Origin of the sequence: Pedobacter sp. (assembly GCF_039594775.1) — a bacterium.
Classification (GTDB): Bacteria; Bacteroidota; Bacteroidia; order Sphingobacteriales; family Sphingobacteriaceae; genus Pedobacter.
Map to the genome: position 1 here is coordinate 874450 of NZ_JBCNMT010000001.1, position 15865 is coordinate 890314.

16 protein-coding genes are annotated in these 15865 nt (G+C 38.9%); 10 read left to right on the plus strand and 6 right to left on the minus strand.

What is annotated here, in order from left to right; genetic code table 11:
- The first annotated feature begins 1 nt into the window (after position 1).
- Positions 2 to 202 carry a DUF6358 family protein gene (locus ABDV71_RS03820; RefSeq protein ID WP_343531097.1) on the plus strand — a complete coding sequence of 67 codons (201 nt, stop codon included), beginning with the start codon at positions 2 to 4 and terminating at the stop codon, positions 200 to 202.
- A 59-nt stretch (positions 203 to 261) separates the two neighbouring features.
- On the opposite strand, the gene ABDV71_RS03825 is transcribed toward ABDV71_RS03820, so the two are convergent.
- From ABDV71_RS03825 to dcd, 5 genes are all read right to left on the minus strand, one after another.
- A complete protein-coding gene (locus ABDV71_RS03825; protein ID WP_343531098.1) occupies positions 262 to 1137 on the minus strand; it encodes an SDR family oxidoreductase in 876 nt (291 codons plus the stop codon).
- Between the two features lie 60 nt (positions 1138 to 1197).
- On the minus strand, positions 1198 to 1959 hold the full coding sequence (locus tag ABDV71_RS03830; RefSeq protein ID WP_343531099.1) for an enoyl-CoA hydratase/isomerase family protein: 762 nt from the start codon (positions 1957 to 1959) through the stop codon (positions 1198 to 1200).
- A 64-nt stretch (positions 1960 to 2023) separates the two neighbouring features.
- The gene (locus tag ABDV71_RS03835; RefSeq protein WP_343531100.1) at positions 2024 to 4720 is read right to left on the minus strand and encodes a TonB-dependent receptor plug domain-containing protein; all 2697 of its coding nucleotides are present in this window, start codon (positions 4718 to 4720) and stop codon (positions 2024 to 2026) included.
- Between the two features lie 9 nt (positions 4721 to 4729).
- The gene (locus ABDV71_RS03840) at positions 4730 to 7420 is read right to left on the minus strand and encodes a TonB-dependent receptor plug domain-containing protein (RefSeq protein ID WP_343531101.1); all 2691 of its coding nucleotides are present in this window, start codon (positions 7418 to 7420) and stop codon (positions 4730 to 4732) included.
- Between the two features lie 186 nt (positions 7421 to 7606).
- Positions 7607 to 8143, minus strand: coding sequence for a dCTP deaminase (dcd, locus tag ABDV71_RS03845; RefSeq protein ID WP_343531102.1), 537 nt, complete (start codon positions 8141 to 8143; stop codon positions 7607 to 7609).
- Between the two features lie 68 nt (positions 8144 to 8211).
- Between dcd and ABDV71_RS03850 the strand changes: the two genes are divergently transcribed.
- From ABDV71_RS03850 to ABDV71_RS03870, 5 genes are all read left to right on the plus strand, one after another.
- The gene (locus ABDV71_RS03850) at positions 8212 to 8859 is read left to right on the plus strand and encodes a 4'-phosphopantetheinyl transferase superfamily protein (RefSeq protein WP_343531103.1); all 648 of its coding nucleotides are present in this window, start codon (positions 8212 to 8214) and stop codon (positions 8857 to 8859) included.
- A 5-nt stretch (positions 8860 to 8864) separates the two neighbouring features.
- A complete protein-coding gene (gene lipB, locus ABDV71_RS03855) occupies positions 8865 to 9560 on the plus strand; it encodes a lipoyl(octanoyl) transferase LipB (RefSeq protein WP_343531104.1) in 696 nt (231 codons plus the stop codon).
- A gap of 84 nt (positions 9561 to 9644) precedes the next feature.
- Entirely contained in the window at positions 9645 to 10106 is a 462-nt protein-coding gene (locus tag ABDV71_RS03860) for a DUF5684 domain-containing protein (RefSeq protein WP_343531105.1), read from the plus strand.
- Positions 10107 to 10174: 68 nt separating this feature from the next.
- Positions 10175 to 10447 (plus strand): DUF2752 domain-containing protein, encoded by a 273-nt coding sequence (locus ABDV71_RS03865; RefSeq protein WP_343531561.1) that lies wholly within the window; start codon positions 10175 to 10177, stop codon positions 10445 to 10447.
- 9 nt (positions 10448 to 10456) lie between these two features.
- On the plus strand, positions 10457 to 11065 hold the full coding sequence (locus ABDV71_RS03870) for an SGNH/GDSL hydrolase family protein (protein ID WP_343531106.1): 609 nt from the start codon (positions 10457 to 10459) through the stop codon (positions 11063 to 11065).
- A gap of 39 nt (positions 11066 to 11104) precedes the next feature.
- On the opposite strand, the gene ABDV71_RS03875 is transcribed toward ABDV71_RS03870, so the two are convergent.
- Positions 11105 to 11845, minus strand: coding sequence for an RDD family protein (locus tag ABDV71_RS03875; protein WP_343531107.1), 741 nt, complete (start codon positions 11843 to 11845; stop codon positions 11105 to 11107).
- A 166-nt stretch (positions 11846 to 12011) separates the two neighbouring features.
- Between ABDV71_RS03875 and ABDV71_RS03880 the strand changes: the two genes are divergently transcribed.
- The 4 genes from ABDV71_RS03880 to ABDV71_RS03895 are packed head-to-tail and all read left to right on the plus strand — an operon-like array spanning position 12012 to position 15820.
- Positions 12012 to 12986, plus strand: a complete 975-nt coding sequence (locus tag ABDV71_RS03880) for a stage II sporulation protein M (RefSeq protein ID WP_343531108.1) — start codon at positions 12012 to 12014, stop codon at positions 12984 to 12986.
- Positions 12986 to 13870, plus strand: a complete 885-nt coding sequence (locus ABDV71_RS03885; RefSeq protein WP_343531109.1) for a hypothetical protein — start codon at positions 12986 to 12988, stop codon at positions 13868 to 13870. The genes ABDV71_RS03880 and ABDV71_RS03885 overlap by 1 nt, the downstream gene beginning before the upstream one ends.
- 1 nt (position 13871) lies before the next feature.
- Positions 13872 to 14633 carry a DUF4129 domain-containing protein gene (locus ABDV71_RS03890; RefSeq protein ID WP_343531110.1) on the plus strand — a complete coding sequence of 254 codons (762 nt, stop codon included), beginning with the start codon at positions 13872 to 13874 and terminating at the stop codon, positions 14631 to 14633.
- A complete protein-coding gene (locus ABDV71_RS03895) occupies positions 14630 to 15820 on the plus strand; it encodes a DUF4350 domain-containing protein (RefSeq protein WP_343531111.1) in 1191 nt (396 codons plus the stop codon). The genes ABDV71_RS03890 and ABDV71_RS03895 overlap by 4 nt, the downstream gene beginning before the upstream one ends.
- The last annotated feature ends 45 nt before the right edge of the window (positions 15821 to 15865 follow it).

A 15865-nucleotide genomic window follows, 5' to 3' on the forward strand; every position in this document is an offset into this window, starting at 1 on the left:
TATGAAAAAAAGAATTTTCTTAAATGCTTTCTATAACCTGGCATTAATCCTTTGTATTTTCGGAGCTTTTTGGGCTTACGATAACAAAAGCCCTTTGGTTGCCATTTTTTTGGTGGCAGCAATGGCTGCTTTCCTTTTCTTTAAAATAAAATTGATCAGGGAATTAAACAAAGAATTTAGACAGGGACCCCCTAGAAACTAAAACGCATAAAAAAAGCCATTAGAATAATCCTAATGGCTTTTTTATTAGCTGATGGTTAACTAACTGCCTTTGGCGGATCTGGTCATTTGTTCTAGCATGTCCCACATTTCAGATGGGATGGCTTCCAAGCCATTCATCTGCCCTGCGCCCTGTAGCCATTCGCCTCCATCAATGGTAATTACTTCGCCATTGATATAGTTAGAGAAATCGCTCACTAAAAAAGCTGCCAAGTTAGCTAACTCTTGATGGTCGCCAACACGTTTTAATGGCACTCTATTTTTGAAATCGAACTTTTCTGCTAAATCGCCTGGCAGTAATCTGTCCCAAGCGCCTTTGGTTGGAAAAGGCCCTGGTGCAATGGCATTGCTTCTGATGCCGTATTTTCCCCATTCAACCGCTAATGATCGGGTAAGTGCTAATACGCCGCCTTTAGCGCATGCCGAAGGAACAACATAAGCTGAACCTGTAAAAGCATAGGTGGTTACAATGTTCAATACACTTGCTGTCTGTTTTTGCTTGATCCAGTGTTTGCCAAAAGCCAAAGTGCAATTAACAGTACCTTTTAATACAATATCGATAATGCTAGAGAAAGCATTCGCAGATAAACGCTCTGTAGGAGAAATGAAATTTCCGGCCGCATTATTCACTAATACATCTGCATTGCCAAATGTGGAAACGGTTTCTGCGAGTACATTTTCTACTTGTTCATAATCTCTAACATCGCATTGCACTGCCAAAACTCTACCTCCAGTTTGGTTTTCCATTTCCTGAGCGGTTTTTTGCAATACTTCGATCTTCCTGCTGGTGATAACCAAATTGGCGCCCAATTTTAAAAAATAGGTAGCCATGGCTTTACCGAGGCCTGTGCCTCCACCAGTAACAACAATGGTTTTGCCTTTTAGGGCATCATCTTTTAGCATGGGTTGGTTGTACATTTGCTAATATTTAGTGGTTAGATATTGATATTTACGATATGGCGCTAACTTAAAATGAATTTACTTTTTCTGTAAATTGTCTACCAATGATTTTAAGATTGCTCGGGTAGCTGGCGACCACCATTGTTTAAGCATAACCTCTAGGTCGGCACTTTGGTCGGCACTGGTTGCGGCTATTAAATCTTTACGCAGGTTTAGTTTACTTTGTTGCCAAGTATTGGCTTCAAAAGCCATGTATTTTCTGGCTTTTCTTTCTGCGGCAGTTAAAATGCTTTCGGGCTTTACTACTTCATCTATCAAGCCTACGGATAGGGCCTCTTCAGGCGAAAATAATTTGCCTTCCAACAAATTCCGATAAGCATTAGCGTTTCCTAGCCAAAAATTGTACAATTTAAAAATGCTATTTGGGACGATGATACCCACGGGTACTTCATTGAGGCCAATAATATATTTCCCTTCGGCCATTACCCTGGCGTCGCAGGCTAAAGCAATTACACAGCCACCCGCAGGACTATGGCCATTAATGGCCGCAACCAATGGTTTTTTAAAAGCTGTAATTTTTGCAGTAAAATTTAAGAAAAGATGCCAGAAACTAAGTGCTTCTTGTTCGTTATAATGATAAAGTTCGATTAAATCCAACCCTGCAGAAAAGAAGTTCTCTCTACCGGTAATCATTACACCGCCAATGTTATCATCATTTTCAATGTTGTGTAACATGTCCTGCAATTCGGTAACCATTTCTCGGTTTAAAGAATTGGACTTGCCACGGTTTAGCGTAATAATAGCAAGTCTGTCTTTTATGGTGGTTGTGATCGTATTCATTCTTAGCTCTATATTTTTATTTTCATAAAGCTAAGGGGTTGGAATTTATTATGCAAGCATAAAATTATTTTACCTCATATGTAAGAACTTTTCTAGCGAGACTGCCGTTAGCGTCAATTCCCTCGATTACGATGCGGTAAGTGCCCGGCATATCGGTATTTAAATAGCTGATCTTTGCTTTTCCGTCCTTATCGGTAACTAGGTTTGGTTCCCAGAAAACGGTGGTTCTGTCATCTGGTCTGCTATCCGATTTCACGTCGTACTTTGGAACGTAGAATTCTCTGCTCATAGCATATCCCTCTGTACTATGGTTAACCAGTCCAGGAAGGGGTGGGCTTTCCCGATGGACGGGGCCTCCCTTTTTTGAAGTAAGTACTATGACCCCATTTCCACCTAAGGCGCCGTACACCGAACTATTGGCCATACTTTTTAGGATTTCTACGGTTTCTATATTGTCAATAAAGATATCGTCTAAACTGGTTTGCAAACGCTCACTATCATTAAAAACTACATTGTCCAGCATGACGGTCATTGGGTCTTTGCTACCTCTAGCATAAGCTTTGCCTTCCTTAAAATGGACACTTGCAACTTTTCCTTGTAAGAACTGAATCAGAGAAGAAGAGTGTTTAAGGTCTTCTGAGGTAAATACGGCATCGGCATTTCCGGGACCAATGATGTTAGAGGAGGCATAGGTTGCTCTGGAGGATTTTGGAATGGGCTGGCGTTTCTTTTCGATCTTTACTTCCTTTAATTGAATAACATCGGGTCGTAGGTCCCTTTTTATAATGTTTCTCTGGAGGTCTGCATCTTCCAGAGCGCTGTCCCCATATGGTAGGACATTGTTTGTATGAGATGCTGCTTCCATTTTTCTATCCTGACCGAAGATAGGATCGATGATAATATCTACAGATGCCCTGTCTTTTTCCTCGCTGGTCTGTATCATAAATTTTTGAGTGCCCCAAAAATCAAGATTGTCAAAGGTGAATTTTCCATTTGCGTCAGTCAAGGTGTCTGTGGCAAAAAATCCATTATTGATCGAGATGAGATTAATCCTGTAGTTTGCTAATGGTTTCCCTGATTTAGTAGCTTTTCCGATAATCTGTAGTGTTTTCTCGGGAAGGTAGGTTAGGGAGCTTGTGTCGGTTTGTATTTTTTTCCAATTTATTTTACGCCAACCTTGTGACAAGAGCAGATTGTCGAGGTCATATCTGGTATTCGAGTCGTTTTTCTGAAAATAGTAACCTGGCGTTTCCACGTTTCCAACGACCTCGGAAGTGAGAAGTAGGTCTGTCAGGATACTGGTTCCGAAATTTTGATCATTCGATGCTGAAAGGTTAACCACAGAAACTGAAAAGCTTCCATTCGTAGGTTTTTCCTGATTCGTCGCTAAAACCGAGAGATCTACATTTTCCCTTTTATGATAAATGTTGTTTATGTTCGTTATGCTTAACGCTACTTTTTTCCCTTTCGTGTTGTCAATAAAAACAATGCGCTCATTTAGCGGAATGAAGTGATGGGATAACAAGGAAACCTGTACAATACCGTTAGGGAGAGAATCTTTTGCAATAGTCAACATCGCCGGGGTCCCATTAAGGGGAGGAACTTTTATTTGATAGTATACTAGGCCATTTTGATGAACCAAGAGGTATTTGTTTTCATCTCTGAGGTCAGCTGAACTGTAAATCCTGATCCTCATCTTAAGGCTGTCCAGATTATCTACTGCTAGGGTAGTTCCGCTTTCAGAGGCTACCGGTAAGGATAGGGTGTCGGTACTATTCCCATGATTAATAATGGCCCTATAGCTTGCTCCCTTAGCTGGAGTGATATAAAATGACCCCATGCCCAGGTGGTTGGTTTTGAAATCGGCAACCTGGGTGCCCAAACCATTCTCTATAATGCCGCTAATAAATAGCCCTTTTCCGTTGTTTGCAATTGCCTTTACCGCAATCCTGTTGGGAACGTTTATCATCGAGGTTCCCCCTTCAGGGAAAAACTGTATATCTAATTTTTCATCAGAGAATCGGAAAGGAATCTTGGCATTTGCAACTTGTTTGCCGGAAAGGGTAACACTTGCTAAAATTAACCCATTAGTTAACCCTTGACGTGATTTTGTTGGTACATCAATAGTCAATATCGCTTCCGAGTCGGTAACGCCCTTTCCTCGGAGGATTTGTGACTCCCCTTGTTTGACCTCATATTCTACTGCGCAGCCTGAGCAGGGGCTATTCTTTAAGTCTGCAAATTTTATTTTGATACGCGTTTTTAAGGGGTTCTCTGGAGAAATAGAAATCTTTTCAATGCTACCGAGCATTACATTTTCTTGGGGATTGATGATTTCAATTCTCTGGTTAAAAAAGAAATCCTCTCCTGCGTTGCGCATCCATTGGGTATATGATCTTATTTTATAGCTACCTTCCCGGAGCGAATAGGGGAGCTTGAAGTCGCCCCAGGTAATTCCGTTCTTAACGGGTAGCTTTAATTGTTGGGTTGTTGAGCCCTGCTGGTCGATCAGTTCTACATATAATAGGCCGCTAATTGTGGATAGTTGTCCCGTTCTGGTATTAACGACGTAAGCTTTAAACCAAATGTCTTCTCCTGCCACATAGTAGGGTTTGTCTAGGTGTAAATAGATTTTCTCCTGGGCATCTTTAGTGCTTTGTTGATCAAGCTTCTGCAGAAAATTGGTCAATGGAATGTCCTGGGCAATGGCGGACTTACATAGGCCAATTAGCATGAAAGCGAAGAAGACTTTTTTGAGCATAATTAAATATTATTTTACCTCATATGTAAGAACTTTTCTAGCGAGACTTCCATTTACATCAATACCTTCAATCACAATACGATAAACACCGGGCACATCAGTGTTGAAATAGGAGATTTTGGCTTTTCCATTAGCATCGCTTACCATTTGTGGTTCCCAGAAAACGGTAGTTCTAAAATCCGGTCTGCTATCTGGTTTTACGTCATATTTCGGCGAGTAGAATTCTCTAACCACGGCGTAGCCTTTCGGGGTGTAGTTAATTAGACCGGGTGTATAGGTATTTACTGACCTTAAACCATCTCCACGTTTGGTATTGATGATAATTACTCCGGCCCCTCCTTGCATACCATAAATTGCGGTAGTAGCAATGCTTTTTAAAATTTCTACGGTTTCAATATCTTGTACTACAACATCGTCTAGATTAAAGTCTTCTCCGCCTAAGTTCATCCCATCAATAATGATTGCCATTGGCGATTGATTGCCTCGAGCAAATGCCTGCCCATTTCTGATTTGCACACCAGCAATTCTACCTTGCAGATATTGGGAAAGCGAAATAGCAGTTTCTAGTTCTTTTGCGGTAATCACGGCGTCGGCATTGCCCACTCCACCTAAATTAGAAGAGTTGTAGGTTGGTTTACGTTTTTCTACGATAGTTACTTCATCCAGTAGAATGGTTCTGTTTAACAAGCCCCTTTTTGTTTGGTCGTCGAAATATTTGCCGCTCTCCTGCAAATAAGCTGCTAGTGATTGGTTAACGTTTACTTCAATATCTCCTGTATTTGGGTTTTTAGTAGTTACCTGACCAGGTACAACATCCATTACAATGTCAACAAACTTTTTGTCTTTTTCAGTCCTAGCTTGTACTACAAATTTAGTGCTATCTAAAAATTCTATCTTGTCAAAATTAAAGCGACCTTTTTCGTCAGTAAGGGTATCGGTCATGAAGAAACCACCAGAGAAAGATACCAGGGAAACTTTGCCCTTAACTACTGGTTTTCCACCTTTGGTAACAGTTCCACTAATTTGTAGTCTTTTTTCTGCGGGGAATTTCGCAGGAAGTACTGTGCCATCAGCGACTTGTTTCCAGTTGATTTTTCTCCAGCCTTGGGTAAGTAAAAGATTGTCCAAGTCGTACCTGGTATTTCTATCGTTGTTGAGGAAATAATGATTAGGTTTCTCAACATAACCTGCTAAATCAGAAGTAAGCAAAAGTTTGGTAAGAATATTGGTCTCATTTTCCGGGTCAGGCTTAACGGCAGAAGTATTCGTAACCGCAACCGAAAAGCTCCCTTGTACTGGTTGGTTGTTGTTGGTGGCTGCTAAAGATAAATCTACTTTTGCTCGTTTATCATAATTAGGTTTTAAATTCTCTGGAGCTATCTCAATTTTATCTTTTAAGTTATTAACGAAAACAATTCGTTCGTTTAGCGGAGTATAATTAGAAGATAGTAACGAGATTTGTATAATTCCAGAAGGAAGACTATCCTTAGGCACGGTAAGTGAAACCACTTGCTTAGTTGAGGCTATTTTAGTAGAAAAGTAAGCAATGCCATTGTGCTGAGCGATAAGATTGTATTCTTCCTTGTTGATTAAATCTTCTGAGATATAAACTTTGATAGACATTTTAGTGCTGTCGATATTTGAAACAGAAAGCACTAGGCCGCTTTTTTCTGCGGTAGGTAAATTAACGGTCTTTTTGGTGCCGTCTGTGAAAATGAGGTTTGCTTTATAAGCTTGTCCGGCAACGGGGTTAAGGAAGAAAGACCCCATGCCCAGTTTATTGGTTTCAAATTGAGATATTTCGGTGCCATCATTGGAAATAATCACTCCTTTTGTAAGCTCTCCCAAACCATTGCTATTAATGGCTTTGATACCGATTTTATTAGGTAAATTCTCTACTAGCTTACCACCTTCCGGAAAAAATTGAACATCAATATCCTTCGAAGTGGTTTTCAGTGGGATGTCCTTGCTGATGACCTGTTTGTTCGGTAATGTAATGGTGGCTACTATAAAACCACTTTTTAAAACATCTGGCTGCTTGTTGGTAGCCACAATGGTAATTTCTCCTTGACCGCTAGTTACACCTTTACCTCTTTCAATTGTTTTTTGTCCAAGCTTTACTTCGTAATTTACTTGGCAATTGGCATAAGGCAGATTTTGTTTATCGGTAAATTGAATGGTGGTCGTTATTTTCTGTTGGTTGTTTTCCGTACTGAGCACATTGCTAGATTTGGTAAAAACCTTATTGGCCCATGAATTTCCAATTTTAATGGTTTTGTCGAAAAAGAATTCTGGCCCAGCATTTCTCATCCATTGTGTATATGCTCTTATGCGATAGTTGCCTTCACTTAAAGAATCAGTGAGTTTAAAATCGCCCCAAGTGATGCCACTTTTCATTGGAAGTTTCAGTTGCTTGGTCACCGAATCTTTTTCATTAACCAATTCTACGTATAACAGCCCACTAATTGTTGAAGGTATTCCGGTTTTGGCATTTATAGTGTAAGCCTTAAACCAAATGTCATCACCTACAGCATAGTAAGGTTTGTCTAAATGTAGGTATACTTTTTCTTGCGCTTGCTTGCTTGTCGTTTCGTCTAATTTTTTAAGAAAGTTGCTCAAATTGGCATCTTGAGCCCAAAGAGAAGAAGAGCTAATGATACATAAAAGTATCACACCTAGCGTTATGAGTTTAGTTTTCATTGAAGTGTTTTCATTTTAATGGTAAAGAAACTTTAAGGGAATCTTTACGCTATATCGTGGTTCATTTGTGTTAAGGCTTCTTCTTTTGGGTTGATTTATTGGCGTTTATCGTAACTCAAGATACAAAAAAGCTAACCTTATAACAAACTATAGACTATTATTTTAGTTATAAGGTTCAAAAGGCTATTAGAAATTATTTTTCCACATCATGCTTTCCACTGGGCGAGTGGTTTTATTATTGTATTTGGCATTGTTTTTTGTGTTGTACATGTTTTCTATTTGTCCTTCAACAACAAAGTATATTAATTGGCCAATAGGCATGCCTGCATAAACTCTTACGGGCTGTACACACGAAATTTCTAGCGTCCAAGTATTACAAAAGCCAACATCTCCCTTGCCGGCGGTAGCATGTATGTCAATGCCCAAGCGGCCAGTGCTGCTTTTACCCTCTAAAAAGGGGACATGACCATAAGTTTCCGTATATTCTACTGTTACGCCTAGGTACAGGGTGCCCGGTTGAAGCACAAATCCTTCCTTTGGAATTTCAAAATGTTCTATTTTATTGTGAGCCTTTGCATCTAATACACGGTCCTTGTAAGTTGCCAAATACTTTCCCAAGTGCACGTCGTACGAATTGGTGCCCAAACATTCTGGCTTAAAGGGTTCTATAATAATGGTTCCTTTGTCTATCTCCTCAAGTATCCGTTTGTCTGATAATATCATTTTTAAAGTTTTTTGGTCTAAATTATGATTAATTTAAGATACTTTTGTATTGATTTTCTAAATAGAGGATGCCCGTAGTTTTTGATTTAAAAATTGATGCCCATACCGAACTTGCAGTATGGAAAATTGAGGAGAGCCACGATCAGTTGATGGCAGGTTTACAGCTTAAACAGCACGAACTTGATATTATCGATTCGTTTAAGAGTGACAAGAGGGCGCTACAATGGCTGAGTACACGTTTGCTGCTCAGGACCATGTTGGATACCAAAGAATATATCGATTGTCAAATGGATGACCAGGGTAAACCATACTTGGTTAACTACGATTATCATATCTCGTTAAGCCATTCTTATGATTACGCAGCAGTAATGATCAGCAGGGATAGTGAAAAGAAAGTGGGCTTGGATATGGAAATTATCAAACATAAAATAAAACTGGTAAGACATAAATTCTTATCGGACGTAGAATTGGCACAAAAGCAAATTGGCGACAATATCAATGGGCTATATGTGTGCTGGTGTGCCAAGGAAGCTATCTATAAATGGCATGGGCGGAAAGAACTGGAATTTAAAAGGGATATTCATATTAAACCATTTAAATTAAGAGATGAGGGAGAACTCACCGCAGTAGTTGATTTGCCAAAAGGGCCAAGGGAGCTAAGTGTGAATTATTTTAAAACAGATGACGGCTATATGCTGGGCTATGTGATTGGGTAGGATACATGAATAAGGAAGTAAAATTTATTGATTTGGGGCTGATTGATTATCAGGAGGCATGGGATAAACAGGAGCAGATTTTTGAGCAGACAGTAGCCCTAAAGGTTAAGAACCGTACCGAAAACACACAGGAAGCTACACCAAATTTTCTCGTTTTTTGTGAACACCCGCATGTATATACGCTAGGAAAAAGCGGGCACCCAGAAAACTTACTGCTTGATGAGCAGGGCTTAAAGGAAAAACAGGCTACTTATTATAAAATTAACCGCGGAGGCGATATTACGTATCATGGTCCGGGGCAAATAGTGGGCTATCCCATATTAGATTTAGATAATTTCTTCACAGACATACACCTTTACCTTCGTACCCTGGAAGAGGCTGTTATTTTGACTTTGGCAGATTATGGCATTACTGCTGGCCGCTATGAAGGCTATACTGGTGTTTGGTTGGATGCAGATAATGAAAAGGCTCGTAAGATATGTGCAATGGGTGTTCGCTGTAGTCGTTGGGTAACCATGCACGGCTTTGCCTTTAATGTGAATGCCAATCTGGATTATTTCAAAAATATTGTGCCTTGTGGAATCGACGATAAGGACGTTACTTCTATGCAACGTGAATTGGGAAGAGCGTTAGATATGGATGAGGTTAAAGATAAACTAAAAGGTCATATAGCCGAGCTTTTTGAAATGCAGATAAAATAGCGTTAGAAAAAAATGTTAGTTAAGATTTTGATTTATAGGCTGAAGTTCTATCTTTATCTTAACTAAAACTAAAAAACTAACAATATGGACTACTCATCTGATTACTCGTCAGAAGGCATTGGTATCTTGGCAGGTATTGGTGTTACTTTTATTTTTATTGCTCTGATTATTCATGTTATAATAATAGCAGGCATGTGGAAGACCTTTGAAAAAGCTGGCAAGCCAGGCTGGGCTGCCATTATCCCAATTTATAATACCTACATTATGATTGAAATTGTGGGTAAGCCAACAATTTGGTTACTGTGGTGCATTCTTCCTTGTGTGAATATCATTTTCTTAATTTGGTTAACAAACCTGATGAGCAAAAGCTTTGGTAAAGATGAAGGATTTACCGTAGGCCTGATTTTACTAAGTTTCATCTTCTGGCCAATATTAGGATTTGGAAGCGCTAAATACATTGGTCCTTCGGCGGCTGAAGCACAACAGGGAGGCTTTGGCAATAATCAATTTGGTAATCCAAACAATCCTCCATTTAACCAACCTTAGGAAATTTGTTTTCTTTAAAATTATATCAGTCCGCGTTGCTATTTTTAGGCAGGGCGGACTTTTTTTTATTGCCATGTCCTTTTAAGTATCTGTTTGGTGTTGATTGCCCTGGCTGTGGCTTCCAACGCTCTGTGCTGGCGTTGTTAAGGGGTGATTTCCAATTAAGCTTTAAACTTTATCCGCCAACAGTACCTTTATTGATTTGTTTTTTGGCGGCAGCCTATACTTGGTTGTTTAAGCTTAACCAAAATGCGATGGCACTTAAGGTAATATATTTTGTTACGGGCTTTTTCATCTTCTTCAATTATCTTTACAAGATGCTGTTTCAGCATATTCACTAAACAATTAATATGGCAACACTTTCTTATTTGGCACTTGGCGATTCATATACCATAGGCGAAGCTGTAGAGTTAAATGAGTCTTTTCCCTATCAACTGGTGGAAATTCTAAAAGCGAAATATCTTGATTTTTCAGCACCCAAAATTGTTGCGAAAACAGGGTGGACTACCGATGAACTACGCCATGCCATACAGCAGGAGCAAATTACCGATACTTTTGATTTGGTAACGCTATTAGTTGGGGTGAATAATCAGTATAGGGGTTACTCACAGGATGTTTATCGCAAGGAGTTTGCTGAACTCTTAGAAATGGCCATTGGTTTTGCTGAAGGCAATAAAGCTAACGTGTATGTGGTTTCCATCCCAGATTGGGGCGTAACGGAGTTTGCTAAACAAAGTGGTCGGGACTTAAAAAGTATTAGCAATGAAATAGATACCTTTAACGAAATCAACAGGCAAGAAACCGAAGCTCAGCAGATTGTCTATGTGGATATTACGCCCGGCTCTAGACAAGCCTTGAAAAAGCAAACGTTGATCGCATCTGATGGTTTGCATCCCTCAGGTAAAATGTATGCCGAATGGGCGCAACAAATTGCCGAAAAGCTTTTGGAGAAGCAGTAAGACATAAGACCCTCCATTTTGTAAGGGGTTGCCTTTAACTTAAACGGCTCTAGAAGTTAGGTAAATATAATCAGCAGAAATGGTTTTTAGGAACTGGAGCTCATTCATTCCTTCTGGGATGTTTACTCCTAAATGTCCAGAAGCTTTTGCCGCCATTTGATAAATTAACTGCGTGTTGCGAGTGGTATAATAAGTTTGAACTACTTCGTGGATAAGCTCAATATCTCTATCGCTTAGTATCGCAGCATTTTCAAAGGTAACGGCGTATTCCTCATTTCCTACCGGATGAAATGCGATATGCTGCATTTTTGTTGCTGGAGTTGTTTTGATAAGCGTTGTTCCGGCTACAATATCACCAACACGTTGCTTTTTGTCGGAAACAGCTACGCTGATGAAGCCCAATAAATTAGCCGTTAATGAAAAATCAACAATTCTAAATACCCAACGTATAAAATATTGCCCAATGCTGGCTTGGCCACCATCTAAACTCACCACCTTTATTTTTAGCAGTTTTTTGCCTAAGCTTTGGCCGTTAAATGCTACTTCGCATAGCAAATCGTAAAACACATAGCAAATTCCGAATATAATAATTAGGACTACTGTAGTGCTGTTATTGAGGCTATCCTCTAAGCCTGTAATGGCAAGGGCAATCAATGCAAAAAAATAGATGATTAGGAACATTCCGAAATCTATGAGGTAGGCTGCCACCCGTTCCCCTAAACCTGCTACGGGATAATCTATTTCGATGTGTTGGCTAGTGTTAATTTTGATGGTTTCCATTGCCTCAAATATAAATTTTTAACCAAAAAATCTGTAAAAATAAATTATACTCACTTTTGTAAGTGGCGAAAGGAAGCTAAAGTTGTAAAAAAACGATTGCCTATATGGTTATCAATATTTTTTGTTTTATTTTAACAGCAAATATCTATCTGACCAGAAATTAGCTATGAAAGAAGCGCTCTTTGTTAAGCAAAATGCTGAAAAATGGAAAAATTACGAGGCGCTGATTACAGATAGCCCTGATGAACTTGCCCAGCGTTTTGTTGATATTACCAACGATTTGGCCTATGCGAAGACTTTTTATCCGAAGTCTAAAACTACTGCATACCTGAACGGTTTGGCATCTGTGCTGCATCAGGCAATTTACAAGAATAAAAAAGAAGAAAAAGGAAGGTTTTTCAGTTATTGGAAATTCGAATTGCCCTTGCTTTTTCACACCTATCGTAAGCAAATTCTCTACTCATTTATTTTTTTTGTGTTGGCGGTAAGCATTGGCGTACTGTCTGCTAAATATGATGACAGGATGATAAGGTTGGTAACCAGCGATAGTTATGTGGATATGACCAATGAGAATATTGCGAAAGGAGACCCTTTTGGTGTATATAAGCAAACAAATGAATTCAGGATGTTTTTTGAAATCGCGGTGAATAACATTTTTGTGTCCTTCGTTATGTTTGTTAGTGGTGTGTTATTTTCTATTGGGCCAGTGTTTTACTTATTGCGTAACGGTGTAATGTTGGGCGCTTTTCAATACTACTTTTTCAGCAAGGGATTGGGTGCAGAATCTATTTTGGTCATTTGGATACACGGTACCTTGGAAATTCTTTCGATTGTTGTGGTTGGCGGAGCGGGCTTGGTGCTAGGGCACGGACTGCTTTTTCCTAAAACTTACACCCGTTTAGAAGCTTTTAAAAGAAGTGGAAAAGATGCAACTAAAATCGCCATAGGTATTGTCCCCATTATTTTATTGGCGGCCTTTGTAGAAGGTTTTGTTACACGACATACAGGAATGCCCATTTGGTTAAGTGTTTCGATACTGGCAACCTCATTAGCATTTATGGTCTGGTATATCATCATTTATCCACATCAATTAGTTAGAAAATTAACGATACAAACTCAAGCAAATTCAAATAATTTATAATGAAAGAAAATATAGAATTTAGAAAAGTAAGAGAGTTTGAAGGAATAATTTCTGGAACGCTCTTATTTATCAAACAAAATATAAAGCCCTTATTAAAAACATTCTTCTCTCTCTGTGGGATTTTCATTTTGGGAGGAATGATTTCCAACATTTTTATGCAACTGCATATGACAGATGTAAGAGAAAATATCCAAGCTGGAAATTACGATGGATTTGGGGTTTGGAGTTATATGCTAAGTTGGCGTTACCTCATGGTCATTGTATTTTCGATACTTAACTATACTGCCATGTATACCGCTGTGCTCAGTTTTATTGCATTATATATTGCCAAAGGCAATGTAGCTCCAACAGTAGAAGAGGTATGGAGTTACTTTAAGTATTATTTCTTTAGGGTAATGTGGAGCGGCGTTTTAATTTATATCCTTTGGATCATCTGTGCGATGGCGTGTCTTATTCCAGGAATCTTTGTAGCGCCAGCATTTTCTATCTTTTTTGCAATCATGGTTTTAGAGAATGCAGATTTTGGGACAACATTTGGACGAGCTTTTTCATTGGTGAAACAAAACTGGTGGATCACTTTTGCAACACTTTTGGTAATAGGGATCATCACTTCTATATTTATGACGGTTGTTTACGCCCCAGCCTATATTTTAATGATGATCAGCGCTTTTTCTGGAGGCGATTTACAGGTTTTAAAAGGGTATCAGATTTTTACGTCTATTTCACAATGCCTGGCACAAGTTTTTATGATTATTCCATTGGTTTCAATGGCACTTATTTACGCTAATTTGGCCGAACGAAAAGAAAGTCAAGGCTTATTGGGTAGAATTGAAGAGTTTGGAAATACCGCAGCACCAGTGTCACACCCCGACGAGGATTATTAGTATGCGCATATTGCTGTTGGCTGTTTTATTGTTTTTTTCGATGGGTTTGTTCGCACAAAAGAACCCAAGATTTGTAATTGGGAAGCCAACGAAAGATACTATTGCCTTGAAATTGGACAGTAGTAAAACTCAAATTCGGGAGTTTGACAATGAGACCATTCAAAAATATAAGGCAGAAAAAGAGTTCCAATATGATGAAGAAGCGTCAAAAGACCTGAACTGGTGGGAAAGGTTATGGCGAAATTTTTGGGATTGGATAGATAGCCTTTTTGGAGAAAGACAGATTACAGGTTCAAAGGCAACTGTTTGGCCTACGGTTTTAAAATATGTGACTATAGGTGTTTGTATAGGTGTCATCATATTTGTGATATTTAAACTCGCTGGCGTTGATTTTAAATGGTTAGCTGGTAAAGCTAAGGCTATTGAAGTGCCATACGATGAAAGCTTAGAAAATATCCACGAAATTAGCTTTGATGATGAAATTGGGAATACCGTGCAAAGTGGAAATTATCGACTTGCGGTTCGCTTACTTTATTTGCAAACATTAAAGCACTTGAGCGATAAAGGAATCATTGATTGGTTGCCAAACAAAACAAACCTAGCCTATGTAAGGGAAGTACAGAGAGAAGATAAAGGTTACGAAGAGTTCGCCAGTTTAACTAATCAATTTGAATACATCTGGTATGGCGATTTTGGTGTAGACAAAACAACTTTTGCCCATATCCAACAATCTTTTCAACAATTTAATGAGCGTATAAGATGAATGGCTTGAAAAGATATATGATTTTTGGAGGTCTTTTGTTGGTGTTATACCTCATTGCCCAATATACTAAGCCCGCGGAGATTAATTGGGCCACTTCCTATTTGCCCGAAGACAAAAATCCATTTGGGACCTATATTTTACGTCAACATGCAGTTGAGATATTCCCCAAGGCCGAGCAGAAGATTTATAGAACGGATATTTACAATACCCTAAAAGCTCTCCCTCAAAAGGGCTCGAATTACTTAATCATTGCATCAAATTTGGACGTTGCCGAAATAGATTTTACGGCCATGCGAAAATACATGGAGGCCGGTAATCATATATTAATTGCAGCTTTTCAAATGGAGGGCGCCTTGGCCGACAGCCTTAATCTTGAAATTAGTTCCGATTTCAATTTGCAAAATAGGACCAAATACCCGGTAAACTTTACATCACCATATTTAAAACGTGAGGTAGATTATTATTTTGAAAAGGGAATTGCAGCACGGTATTTCAGTAGAATGGATACTGCAGGGGCTTTGGTGCTCGGTAGAAAATACGACCAACATCCTAACTTGATACAATATCGATTTGGTAAAGGAACTTTGTTGCTTTGTCCAAATCCACAATTGTTTACCAATTATGGCCTGCTGAACGAAAGTGGGGCAAATTATGTAGCTAAGGTATTTTCTTATTTGCCACAACCTAAAATGTTAATTTGGGATGAGCACTATACCAGACCATCAGCCAATAGTCAATCTGTATTGCGCGTACTATTTAGCTATGATGAACTTCGCTGGTCCTACTATTTGGCACTAGTTGGTTTGGTGATATTTGTGTTGTACGAGATGAAACGCAGACAGCGAATTATTCCAATTTTAGAACCGCTTAAAAATAGTTCAGTGGAGTTTGCCCAAACCATAGGAAGGGTATATTATCAACAACGAAATCATCACGACATTATCGAAAAGAAAATAAGTTATTTCTTGGAGTACCTAAGGAATAAATATAGGATAAAAACCACTGAACTGGACCGAGAATTCGTAGAAACTTTAACACATATTACAGGAGTTGATTCAACCTTAGTGTCGCAATTGGTAGATTACATTTTAGCTTTCAATGAAATAGATAAAAAGGCTAAGATTAATGACCAGTACTTGATAGAGCTTAATCAACTGATAGAACAATTTTATAAACTAGATAAATAAAGCCTTGCCACTAATTTCGTTTGGAAGTGAGGTTTATTAAATAAA

Excerpts from the sequence above, each read along its gene's own strand:
- ABDV71_RS03820 (WP_343531097.1), top strand. The coding sequence starts at position 2 with ATGAAAAAAAGAATTTTCTTAAATGCTTTCTATAACCTGGCATTAATC.
- ABDV71_RS03825 (WP_343531098.1), bottom strand. The coding sequence starts at position 1,137 with ATGTACAACCAACCCATGCTAAAAGATGATGCCCTAAAAGGCAAAACC.
- ABDV71_RS03830 (WP_343531099.1), bottom strand. The coding sequence starts at position 1,959 with ATGAATACGATCACAACCACCATAAAAGACAGACTTGCTATTATTACG.
- ABDV71_RS03835 (WP_343531100.1), bottom strand. The coding sequence starts at position 4,720 with ATGCTCAAAAAAGTCTTCTTCGCTTTCATGCTAATTGGCCTATGTAAG.
- ABDV71_RS03840 (WP_343531101.1), bottom strand. The coding sequence starts at position 7,420 with ATGAAAACTAAACTCATAACGCTAGGTGTGATACTTTTATGTATCATT.
- dcd (WP_343531102.1), bottom strand. The coding sequence starts at position 8,143 with ATGATATTATCAGACAAACGGATACTTGAGGAGATAGACAAAGGAACC.
- ABDV71_RS03850 (WP_343531103.1), top strand. The coding sequence starts at position 8,212 with ATGCCCGTAGTTTTTGATTTAAAAATTGATGCCCATACCGAACTTGCA.
- lipB (WP_343531104.1), top strand. The coding sequence starts at position 8,865 with ATGAATAAGGAAGTAAAATTTATTGATTTGGGGCTGATTGATTATCAG.
- ABDV71_RS03860 (WP_343531105.1), top strand. The coding sequence starts at position 9,645 with ATGGACTACTCATCTGATTACTCGTCAGAAGGCATTGGTATCTTGGCA.
- ABDV71_RS03870 (WP_343531106.1), top strand. The coding sequence starts at position 10,457 with ATGGCAACACTTTCTTATTTGGCACTTGGCGATTCATATACCATAGGC.
- ABDV71_RS03875 (WP_343531107.1), bottom strand. The coding sequence starts at position 11,845 with ATGGAAACCATCAAAATTAACACTAGCCAACACATCGAAATAGATTAT.
- ABDV71_RS03880 (WP_343531108.1), top strand. The coding sequence starts at position 12,012 with ATGAAAGAAGCGCTCTTTGTTAAGCAAAATGCTGAAAAATGGAAAAAT.
- ABDV71_RS03885 (WP_343531109.1), top strand. The coding sequence starts at position 12,986 with ATGAAAGAAAATATAGAATTTAGAAAAGTAAGAGAGTTTGAAGGAATA.
- ABDV71_RS03890 (WP_343531110.1), top strand. The coding sequence starts at position 13,872 with ATGCGCATATTGCTGTTGGCTGTTTTATTGTTTTTTTCGATGGGTTTG.
- ABDV71_RS03895 (WP_343531111.1), top strand. The coding sequence starts at position 14,630 with ATGAATGGCTTGAAAAGATATATGATTTTTGGAGGTCTTTTGTTGGTG.